Raw genomic sequence first — 12,457 nt, 5'->3', positions numbered from 1 at the left:
TAAGTATGGTAAATCAGTAAGCCGAAAGGCTGAAAATCAGTTGAATTTCACTAGAAAATCTAGTAAATTATAAACATTAACACATGTATTACAAAGTAGGAGGTTATCACAATGGCAGGTAACATTTTAGGCACACAAGTATTTTATGATGCAGATTGCAATCTACAAGCATTAGTAGGTAAAAAAATTACAGTTCTTGGCTACGGTTCCCAAGGTCATGCGCATGCATTGAACTTGAAAGAAAGCGGCATGGACGTACAAATCGGTCTTCGTGAAGGTTCCAAATCTTGGAAAGAAGCAGAAGAAGCTGGTTTCGTAGTAAAAGAAACAGGGGATGCTGTAAAAGGTGCAGATGTTGTGATGATCTTGATTCCAGATGAATTGCAAGCAGAAACTTACGAAAAATCCATCGCTCCTAATCTTAAAAAAGGTGCATACTTGGCATTTGCTCATGGTTTCAACATTCATTTCGGTAAAATTAAACCATCTGCTGATGTAAACGTATTCATGGTCGCTCCTAAAGGACCTGGTCACTTAGTACGTCGTACATTCCAAGAAGGTTCTGGCGTTCCTTGCTTGTACGCAGTATACGCAGATCCAAGCGGAGACACTAAAGAAGTGGCATTGGCATGGGCATCTGGTGTAGGCGGTGGCCGTTCCGGTATTTTGGAAACTGACTTCCGTCAAGAAACTGAAACTGACTTATTCGGTGAACAAGCAGTACTTTGCGGTGGTGTATGTGCGTTGATGCAAACTGGTTTCGAAGTATTGGTAGAAGCTGGTTACAATCCAGTTAATGCATACTTTGAATGTGTTCATGAAATGAAATTAATCATCGACTTGATCTACGAAGGTGGTTTCGAAACAATGCGTAAATCTATCTCCAATACAGCTGAGTTCGGTGACTATATTACAGGACCAAAAGTAATCCCAGCAGCAGCGAAAGAAGCTATGCGCGGTGTATTGAAAGATATCCAAGACGGCAAATTTGCTGATCAATTCCTTGGTGACTATGCAGCAGGTTACCCATACCTTAACGAACAACGTAAACAATCTGCAGCACATCAAGTAGAAGAAGTGGGCGGCGAATTACGTAAATTGATGCCTTGGATCAAAAAGTAAAAAGTAAATAGCCTTCATATAAATCATGAAGTAGTATAAGGAAAGCACGCAACACACTCCTTCACAAACGGTATTTCATAATGTTTGCTCAGGAGCATGTTGCGTGCTTTTTGCTTACAGGATACTTAGAGGAAAAGAAGGCTATTTACTTTTGGGGGCTTTTTGTGACGGAACTTGTTTCGCTATGTAGCCTTGTGGTGTTTGTAACTAAATAGAAGCAAAGGGAAGAGCACGACATATTCCGACCCGAACTGATACAGTGGTTAGGTTTGCTCCGGAACATGTCGTGCTCTTCTTGCGTTTGTGTAATTTAGGTAGAAAGGAACGCCACAAAGGCTACTACTCGTAACGGCGTTCCTCAGTAAGAGTCATTGACGTGTTGTTAGGCTCATCTCTTCCTACTTTGGGAGGAGGTGATTTCTATGAGAAATTTTAGAAAGTTATCTTTATTGATAAAGTTTTTGAAGTTGATTATAGATATTTATCGTTTCTTTCAATAGAAATGAAAAAGCCTAACGTAACAATAAGTATTCGCAGTACTTATACACGTTAGGCCATTTCTCTTTATTCTTCTGAGATGAGCCTAACGCCAGCTACACGTTGATGACTCTTCTTTTTGATACCTCAAGTATAGCATAGTTCAGAGTTAAATACAATTGTCACTTGTTTCACTATGTAGTCTGTGGCGTTTGTAACTAAATAGAAGCAAAGGGAAGAGCACGGCATACCCCTCACAAACGATATTTCATAATGTATCGTCACTTGTGATGCTATTCAGTCTGTGTTATTCGTAACTGAATAAGATAAAGGGAAGACCGTAACACACCCCTTCTCAAACTATACAGTGGTTATGTTTGTTCAGGGGTATGTTACGGTCTTCTTGTATTTGTGTAATTCGAGTAGTAATGGAACGCCACAAAGGCTACTACTCGTAACGGCGTTCCTCAGGAGAAAGCAGGATTCAGCAATAATTGTTATTTCTAATTATACTATATAGATACACAGTTTTTAAATGCAACATACAATATATTGTGTAAATTTTAATCGTATAAATTGATGAAGGATTTCAGCAAAATAGAAACATAATATCTAAATTCTTCTACAATAATATATACAATAATTTAATTATAAACATTTTGAATAAATAGTGTAAAATTGTTTGCTTGGGATGTAATAATACATATCTATTGATGCTTAATTTTATTTAGGAATAAAAATGCGAACTATTGCTTAGAAATTGGTAATTTATACATAAAATTAAAACTTAAATGAATTAACATGTAATAAATGAATAGTATATGAAGATAGTGGTAGATAGTAAGAATACTATTATTCTATAGATTACAGATAAATTGTGAAAGTTTTTTAAATTAGTTGTTGATAATGTATACAAATTCATGTATAATGATATCGAAATAATTTGAACTAGATTTACACAATAGATTATTTGCTAGGTCTTGGCTAACAAGTATATGTAGTGTGTATGGTTCGTGTATAAATATTGCTTTCCACGAAAGAACCTTTAGGAAACTAAAGGTTTATTTTGATAGTAGAAGAATACTGGGTGAGAAGAATATAAGTTATTCAATGTAGTCGATGTATAGGACTTAGTTTATAAGTAATGTTGTAAAGGAGATTTATATGGGATTAAATCGGATTTATAAAGTAGTTTGGAACAAAACTAAGGGATGCTATGTAGTAGTATCTGAATTGGCAAAGCGTGTAGGTCGTAATAAAGCAAAAGCGATTGTGATGACTACAGCTGCCATGGCGATGGCGGTAAGCCCTATGATGGCAGATGCAGCCCCGGCAGGAAATGCAGTTGGGCAAGGTCATGCTAATGCGGTTGCTTTAGGACCTGATTCAAATGCATCTCAAGATGGAGCTGTTGCACTTGGTAAGCAATCCAAAGCAACAGGAACTGAGGGAGCAGCATTAGGTAAGGGTGCTAAAGCTGAAGGGAACTTATCGGTCGCAGTGGGTTCTATGTCTCAAGCTACTGCTGATAGTACGATGGCTTTAGGTGTAGAAAGTAAAGCCTCAAAAAATAAAGCTGTTGCTTTAGGTAGAAAAGCAGAGGCTACTGCAGACAATGCTATGGCCCTTGGTGAAGCGGCAATTGCGAATCAGGCACGTGCTATCGCTATAGGTAAAGCAGCAATTAGTAGTGGTCAAGATACAATTGCGATTGGTACTGAGACTAATGCAAAAGGTCACACTAGTATTGTTATCGGTAAAAATGCTAAAACTACAAATGATGCGGAAGGTACCGTTGTTATTGGTCGTGATGCATTCAGTGAAGGATCTGGTAAACCGGACCGTCCTAACACAGTGGTTGGTCGTGGTGCCTACACAGCATTTGGTGAAAATGGGACGTATCGTATGAACGCGGCTACAGCTCTTGGTTTCCAAGCCGGTTCAGGTATTCGTGTGGATAGTAAAGCTAATAATAAACTAGTTGACAATAATACAAATGCCGATAGTAATGAAAATGTATTGGTAAAAGCAGGCTATGGGCTTCAAGATATTAAAGATGCAGCTCAAAAGGTTGAGATGGATAAAACCAAAGCCTTTTTACAAGCTGGATTTGCACATAATGGACTTGATAAAACGGGGGATAGTGGAAAAAGCACTGATATAGCAAACGGTTTAAGTTTCTATCGTAAAAGTGCTATCAATGAAGCGACTGCCATAGGTGCGGAGGCTCGTGCCATTGGTGACCAATCTATCGCTATCGGTGGACAAGTGGTTGCTGGTGACGGTGTTGTTGCCTTAGGTGGTAATGATACAGATCAATTGCGTGGTAATAAATACCAGGTGGTAACAAACGATGCGGTGAACAGAACGAATGTAAATACTATTGATGACTATAATTTAGCCTATACGGAAAGTACAAGAACAGTAGCGGGACAATACAAAAACCTTGTAGGTCGTGATATGCCAACTGGGTATCGATCCACGTATGGTCAATCTGGTTCCGTAGTTATTGGTATGGAAGCCCATTCCACTACGGCTTTGGGTACAGCTATCGGTACTAACTCTGTAGTTCGTATGGGTGCTTTCGGCGCTACAGCTATCGGTGCTGGTTCTACTGTACAACCAAATGCGGAAGCTGCAGTAGCTATCGGTATGGGTTCCGTAGCGAATGGTGCCTATGCGTTAGCAGGTGGTACAGCATCTTGGGCGGAATATGGTGATATTGCCTTAGGTTACCAAGCGAAAGCAAGCGGTAAAGATGGCGCTATTGCTATGGGTCGTGCTACGAATGCACAAGGTGATTCCTCCATCATGATCGGTGGTGCGAATATTGCCTCTGCAGCGGCTCAAAGTACAAGCTTTGAAAAAAGTAATAACACAGTAACTAAAAAAACAGTCACTGAAAAAATCAATGGTAAAAATGTAAACCGAGAATACACATTTGCGGGTACAACTAAAACTAATGACACCGTAGCGGCAGCCTATAAAGAGCTAACTGGCCGTGATATGGAAACGAATGCGCTTAACTTCGCGGATAATAAATATAAAAATGGTCACGCCTCCACATCCCTAGGTGTACATGCATTATCTAGAGGTGATTTAGGTACAGCTATTGGTGCTGGCTCTCGTGCTGACTCAATTGGATCTGTAGCCTTAGGTGTAGGCGCTCGTGCTAATCGTCAAAATGCGGTGGCTATTGGTACTGGTTCTACTACTGATTTAGTAGGTACACGTCAATTAAGTGTAAGCTACGATAAAGATGGCAATGTTGTTGACGATAACTCACCAAATAAGGCGTATACATTCAACTGGGCTGGTGGTACTAACACATCTGAAGGTGACGTAGTATCCTTTGGTAGTTCTGGGGCAGAACGTCAATTGAAAAACGTAGCAGCTGGTCGTGTAGCAGATGATTCTACAGACGCTATCAATGGTTCTCAGTTAAACTCTGTTTCTAAAAAATTAGCTACAGGTTGGAACATTGCTGGTGATTCTAAAACTAAAGTGGCTGGTATTGGTACAGAAGACCAAGTAAACTTTGTGAATGGTAATGGTACTACTGTGACTGTTACGAAACAAGAAGAAGTAAAAAATGGTACTACTGTAACTACAGCTAAAGGTGCGAATGTAAAATTTGATGTTAAAGCTGCAGATGGATCTATTACATCAGATGCAAATGGTATTTCTGTGAATACAGATGGTGATACAATTGGCAAAACAACAGATGGCAAACTAAAAGCTAATACTGGTACTATTAATACTGGTGATGACGGAAAAGCAGCTCCTAAGACAGGAGATGGAAATAAATTAGCTACTGTAGATACAGTGGTAAATGCTGTGAATAATGCTGCTTGGAAAGCAACTGCTGGAAACGATGGTTCTGGTACAGAAACTGGTAAATCAGAAGAAAAAATTAAAGCTGGCGATGTAGTTACTTTCAAAGCTGGTGACAATCTTGCTATTAAACAAGCTGGTAAAAACTTTATCTATTCCCTAAAACCTGAATTGACAGGTTTAACGAGTGCTGGTTTCAAAAATGCGGCTGGTGACACCACTGTGATTGATGGCAATGGTATGACAATCACTCCAAAAGATGCGCCAGCAAAGCCAGTATCTTTAACAAAAGATGGCTTAGATAATGGTGGCAAAACAATTAAAAATGTTACATCTGGTTTGACAAATTACCCAACAGGAACACCAAAAGCAGGTCTTGTAGATTTAAGTAAACCAGCTACAGGTACTCCAGTTCCTGATACTACAGCAGCTACTGTAGGTGATTTACGTAATATGGGTTGGGTTGTATCTTCTGACAAAACAACAGGTGAATTAACAAAAGCCTACACAGACCAAGTAAAAAATGCTGACGAAGTAAAATTCGTAGGAGAAGGTGGAGTTACTGTATCTGGTAAAACAGAAAATGGTGTTCGTACTATTACTGTGAAAGCTGAGGCTCAAGAAATGCCTGAGCAACCTGTAAGTTATACAACTGCAGATGGTACGAAAGTATATCCTAAGACGGTAACAAAACCAGATGGAACCAAAGAAGTTAAATATTATTCTGAGCCAAATGGAAAAGGTACTGAGATCCTTAAAGAGAATGTGATTGCATCTATCAATGGTCCAGAAGGTACTAAGGCACCAACTACATTATCTAATGTAGCAGGTAACTTGGATGGTGCTAAAAAAGATACAAAAGCGCCAAGTACTGAACATGCTCCTGTTAATACAACAGATGTAGCAGCTCCTAACTATGTAAATCCTAATAATGCGGCTACTGTAGGTGATGTATTAAATGCAGGTTGGAATTTACAAAATAATGGCGAAGCTCGTGATTTTGTAAAACCATATGACACTGTAAACTTCGTAAATGGTGCGAATACAACAGCTGTAGTAACTACATCTGCAGATGGCACAACAAGTGATGTAACATACAATGTAACAGGATTGCCTGTGACGTTCACAGATAAAGATGGTAAACCAGTATCTAAAATTGGCGATAAATACTATCCAGTGAATGAAAAAGGTCAACCTATTACTCCAGATGGTAAACCAGCTGTAAAAACTAATGCAGAAGGTAAACCAGTTGCAGAAGATGGAACTGTTATCGAGCCAATCGATACAAAAGCAAATCCATTACAATCCAATTTGGTGAACCCTAACGTTGCTAATACAACAGAGAAAACAAATAACCAAACGACAAGTCCAACTCAATTGGGTAATGTAGCGAATGGTGCTAACACATTTGAGCCAGTAGATGGCAAAAAGATGGCTAATGATGGTAAATGGTATCCAGCGGACCAAGTGGAGCCTAATGGTCAACCGAAAGAGAATGTACAACCAGTAGCCAAACCAGATAATGTTGGTAAAGCAGGTTTGATTGACTTCAGCAAGTCTAACCCTAATAATGCAGCTACTGTAGGTGATTTACAAAACTTAGGTTGGATTGTATCTGCAGAAGGTAATAAGTACTCTGATCAAGTACGTAATGCTAACGAAGTGAAATTCGTAGGTGAAGGTACAGCGAGTGTTACTGGTAAAACTGATGAGAACGGTGTACGTACTATCACTGTAAAAGTGGATGACCAAGTATCTACGAATAATGCACAAACACCTGTGAACTACACCAATAAAGATGGTAAAAAAGTATATCCAGTAAAAGATGAAAATGGCAATGTAACTTACCATACAACTCCAGATGGAAAAGGTAAAGGAGATGAAACAGTACCAGCAGGTGATGTGATTACATCTCTAAATGGTCCTGAAGGCACAACCACTCCAACAACATTGAATAATGTGAAAAACAATATCCCAGCAGTGAATGATGCTGATAAAAAAGTTACAAACCCTGATGGTACAGAAAAAGGAACTGCAGGAGATGTAAACAATATCAACAAAGCTCCATTGACAGCAACGGAAGCAGCTGACTTATTGAAACCAACAAAAGATGGAAAACCTAACCCTAACTTTGCTGGTAACAATGCAGCTACAGTATCTGATGTATTAAATGCAGGTTGGAATTTACAAAATAATGGTACAGCGAAAGATTTCGTGAAACCATTCGACACTGTAAACTTTGTAGATGGTGCGAATACAACAGCAGTTGTAACAACTAATACAGATGGTACAACAAGCAATGTTACATACAATGTAACAGGATTGCCTGTGACGTTCACAGATAAAGCTGGTAAACCAGTATCTAAAATTGGTGATAAATACTATCCAGTGAATGAAAAAGGTCAACCAGTAAGTGAAAAAGGTAATCCAGCTGTAGGTACAAATAATGATGGTGATTTGGTAGATAAAGATGGAAATGTAATTAAACCAATTGATACAGCAAAAGATCCATTGAAATCTAATATGGTTAACCCTAATGTTGCTAACTCTGAAGCAGCTCCAAATAACCAAACTACGACTCCAACACAATTGGGTAATGTAGCGAATGGTGCAGAAACATTCAAACCTGCTGATGATGTCAAATTAGCGAATGATGGTAAATGGTATAATGCAGCAGATGTAAAACCTAATGGAGCACCAAAAACAGCAGAAGAAAACAATGGAAAAGCACCAGCTCCAGTAGCTAACCCGTTGTCCACTAAAAATAAAGCTGGTGATATTCTTGAAAAAGGTAATGATGGTAACTGGTACAAAGCTAGTGATCTAGAAAATGGTGAACCTAAGCCTAATGCAAAGGAACAAGTCCCAGTGGCGAAACCAGAAAATGCTGATAAAGCAGGATTGATTAACTTTGAAAACTCTAACCCTAACAACGCAGCTACTGTAGGCGACTTACAAAACATGGGATTTGTAGTATCTGCTAAAGATAATGGTTATACAGAGCAAATGCGTAATGCCAATAAAGTAGAGTTCAAAGGTGATAATGGTGTACAAGTAACTGGTAAAACATTAGCTGATGGTACTCGTGAAATTACTGTAGCTTTAAAAGAAGGTCGTGTCACAAATGATGTTCTTATTACTGATAAAGATGGTAAAGTAACTCATGGTGTACGTGGTGAAGATGGTAAAATCTATACGAAAGATCCTAAAACAGGTAAAGCTACAAACGAAGAGATTCCAGTAACACCTTCCGATACAGTGGAAAATGATGGCAATGCTTATGTAACAGGTAACTCTGTAGCTACAGCTATTCAAAAATCTGGGTGGAATATTGGTATTGGCTCTACAGATAAAGCTTTCAGTGAAGAGGCTAAAACATATGAAAGAGTTAACCCTAAGGATAACGTAAAATATGTGAATGGTGCGAATACAACAGTATCTATGGCAGTGGATGCAGCGGAAGATAAAGATGGTGCTACAGTAACAACTACGTATGTAAAAGTAGATGTAAACCGTGAGCTTCATATCGACAGTGTAACAACTGGTGGTCCTGTAAAAGATAAAGCTGGTAACCCATTGAAACCAGTTAATGGTGAATACTATCCAGAAAATGCATTAGTAAATGATGGAAAAGTATATCCAGCAGGTACAGTGATGATCGATGGCAAACCATATCCAGCAGGTTCTGCAAAAGACCCTAAAACAAAAACGGTTCTTAAAGATGGTAAACCAGCTCCAGAAGCACAACCATTAACAGCAACTCCAAAAGATCAGTTAGCAGATGGTAAAGATGGTGCTATGACTGTGAAAGACGCTAAAGGTAACGATGGCGTATCTGCGACAGCAAAAGATGGCAAAGGTACTTTAACATTGAAAGATGTTGGAAAAGATGGTAAAGATGCTTCTCAAGTAGATATTTCTACAGCAAAAGCACCTGCTGACTTGGAAAATACACCAAAAGATGCAGTTCGTGCTAATGATGGTAACTGGTATGCGCCGGCAGATGTTACCGTAGAAGTAAAAGATGGAAAAACTGTAGTAACACCAAAAGCAGGTAAAACTCCGATTCCAAATGCACCAACGATGGATCGTATCCAATACACTGATGGTAAGGGTACATCTTACAATGTAGCGACTATGAATGACGGTCTTCGTTTCGTAGGTGATGATGGGGAAACTATCAGTAAACCGTTGAATTCTACTATGGAATTTACAGGTGGTAACCGTGAAGATACTGGTAAACCAGTAGCGAAAGCTGCTACAACAACAGGCAATATTGGTGTATTCCATGACAAAGGTAAATTATCTATTCAATTAGCAAAAGATTTAGAGAAATTGAACAGCGCTAACTTTGAAAGTAAAACTGACAAAGCTGGCAACCCATTGAAAGTTGTGGACGGTAAATACTATCCTGAAAAGGCTGTGGTAAAAGAAGGTAAAGTATATCCTGAAGGTACTGTGATTATCGATAACAAACCATATCCAGCAGGCACTACAAAAGATGCGGCAGGTAATGTGGTACACAATGGTAAACCGGCGACAGAAGCAACACCGATTAACCCAATCGATAGTAAACAAGTACAAGATGGTCCTACATCTAGATTGACTGGTACAGGATTGACTTTCAATACGCCAACACCTAAGGATGAAAACGGTAACCCATTAGTATTAGTGGACGGCAAATACTATAAAGCTGATAACTTAGAAAATGGTAAACCAAAAGCAGATGCAAAAGCTGAGCCTGTGAAACCAGCACAATCTACTGCATTTACTCCAGATGGATTGGTGGTAACACCTGAAACGGCTAAAGTAAGAGATGCGAATGGCAACCCTGTCCTTGATAAAGATGGTAGAGAAGTGGTAGACCCTACGAAAGTAGTATCCTTCGGCTCTCCGACTATCGCAGTAGATCCTAAGACAGGAAAACCAATGGTAGATCCAAAAACTGGAGAACCAGTGATGAAATCTGGCATCTCTGCAGGTGGTCAAGTGATGGCGAATGTGGCACCAGGTGTTCTTGATACAGATGCGGTTAACGTATCTCAGTTGAAAGGTGTATCCAACATGGTGATGAATGTAAATAATCGTGTGAACCGTCTGGGTGCACAAGCGGCAGCAATGGCTGGCTTACGTCATTTACAATATGATCCATTGGAACCTACAACAATCATGGCTGGCGTGGGTGCATATAAAGGTGAAGCTGCCTTAGCATTAGGTATTGCACATTACAAAAATGAGTCTACCTTATTCCATGCAGGCGCATCCATCGGTAGCCGTGGTGATGAATTAATGGCGAACGCAGGTGTGAGCTGGAAATTCGGTGCTCGTGCTGACGAAACGGCTGTAAAAGACACATTCCGTCAAGGCCCTATCAGTTCTTCCTATACTTTACAAGATAAAGTATCAGCTTTAGAAGCACAAAACCAAGTGCAAAAAGATGAAATTAATAACTTAAAAGCACAATTAGCGGAAGTGCTTCAATATGTTAAGAAAGGTTAATCTTTCTTACAGAGGTATATTTCTTAGAAGAATGAAGTAGAAATCTGTGAACTAAGATAAAAGGGCTGCAATGGATATGTAATGACATGTTGTATTGCAGCTCTTTATCGATTTTGTATAATTAAGCAATTTATTGATAAAATATTAGTGTATATCGAAAATTATAGTATACAAAAGATATTGATATGGTGTATAATATGTACTACTGACTTACACTTATACTAAACTAGAATCATATTATGTAATGTTTGAAATGGGAGAATAACATTGAAAAAAGCAATTTTAACAGCAGCGTTATTAGTAACAGTAGGCTCTAGCTTTGCTATGAGCGATGAATTGTATAGCCAAAAGAATCTAGCAAACGTAACAGGCGTAGCTGTTGGCTATGAATTAGTAGCACCAATGCAAGAAACAGTAGTAGCTGTAGAAGATTTGGGTAAAGTATTGGAACGTGCTCATGAAGTTCGTCAAGGCTTGGTAAAACGCCAAGTAGCTGGTGAACGTTTGACAGATCGTCAAGATCGTTTTATTAAACATGATGTAAACCAAGACTTCCTTACTGTATTAGATCGCAACTTAACTAACCGTGTGGAATTCTTCAAACGTGCTCATAACTGGAATGGTGATAACAAATACGAACATTCTGGTAATTATGAAACATTCCTTAATAAACATAATGAAAAGGCTACAGAAGCTGTAAATGGTTACAGCAATAGCTATGGTTGGAATGTGTTACGCAGTGTGCGTCAAGATGCATTATCCAATGTAAAAGCAGTATTGGATCAACAAGGTGAAACTGTTCGTGGCGAAGATATTGCAAAAGCAATTCTTGCTGCAGCAAGCAACAATGCAGAGACTGTAAATAACGAAGAACTTCGTTACTACATTAACGAACTTGTTTGGTACACTGCAAAACAAACAGTAAAAGAAACAAATAAACAATTATCTCATGTTTTAAAATAATTGAGAGATTCATAGGATTGTAGTATCCTATTTGAAGTGATAGAGAATGATTTGCCAGAAGGCAATCATTCTCTATTTTTATATTGGATGCATGTGTTATCCTAGGGTATTCACTATAAAAACTACCTGCTATAGTACTAAGGAAAGCTATATAAATCGTTAGAGGAATAGTGTATACTATATGTATGATATAGAATACTTGGAATATTGAAAGTACTTTCGTTGTAAGAAAGATGATGTGTTATAACACTATACTATATACTGTTGTATACGTTATATAAGTATAAGAAAGGATACCTATGCAAGAAATTGTAGTAGGCGGTTTATATCGTCATTTTAAAGGCATGTTATATTATGTGATTGATATTGCTATTCATTCTGAAACAGATGAACCTCATGTGGTGTACCAACAGTTGTATGGTGAGCGCAAAACGTTTGTACGTCCCCTTGTGATGTTTGCTAGTGAAGTGGACCATGAAAAATATCCTGATGTGGATCAGAAAGATCGCTTTCAGTTGGTCAATGGTTGGGATGTAGAACAGCAGTTGCGGTAAGGAGGTTC

The 12,457-nt window shown here is 38.7% G+C and carries 4 protein-coding genes; all 4 read left to right on the top strand.

Annotation, left to right across the window (positions count from 1 at the left end):
* Positions 1-111: 111 nt before the first annotated feature.
* On the top strand, positions 112-1,122 hold the full coding sequence (gene ilvC, locus EO112_RS06905) for a ketol-acid reductoisomerase (protein ID WP_062402290.1): 1,011 nt from the start codon (positions 112-114) through the stop codon (positions 1,120-1,122).
* Positions 1,123-2,763: 1,641 nt separating this feature from the next.
* Entirely contained in the window at positions 2,764-10,932 is an 8,169-nt protein-coding gene (locus EO112_RS06900; RefSeq protein ID WP_127163606.1) for an ESPR-type extended signal peptide-containing protein, read from the top strand.
* Between the two features lie 267 nt (positions 10,933-11,199).
* Positions 11,200-11,895 (top strand): hypothetical protein, encoded by a 696-nt coding sequence (locus tag EO112_RS06895; RefSeq protein ID WP_009353957.1) that lies wholly within the window; start codon positions 11,200-11,202, stop codon positions 11,893-11,895.
* Positions 11,896-12,194: 299 nt separating this feature from the next.
* Positions 12,195-12,449, top strand: coding sequence for a DUF1653 domain-containing protein (locus EO112_RS06890; protein WP_127163604.1), 255 nt, complete (start codon positions 12,195-12,197; stop codon positions 12,447-12,449).
* The last annotated feature ends 8 nt before the right edge of the window (positions 12,450-12,457 follow it).

The organism is Veillonella sp. VA141 (assembly GCF_003992175.1).
GTDB lineage: Bacteria > Bacillota > Negativicutes > Veillonellales > Veillonellaceae > F0422.
This window is presented reverse-complemented; position numbering and strand designations above follow the sequence as displayed.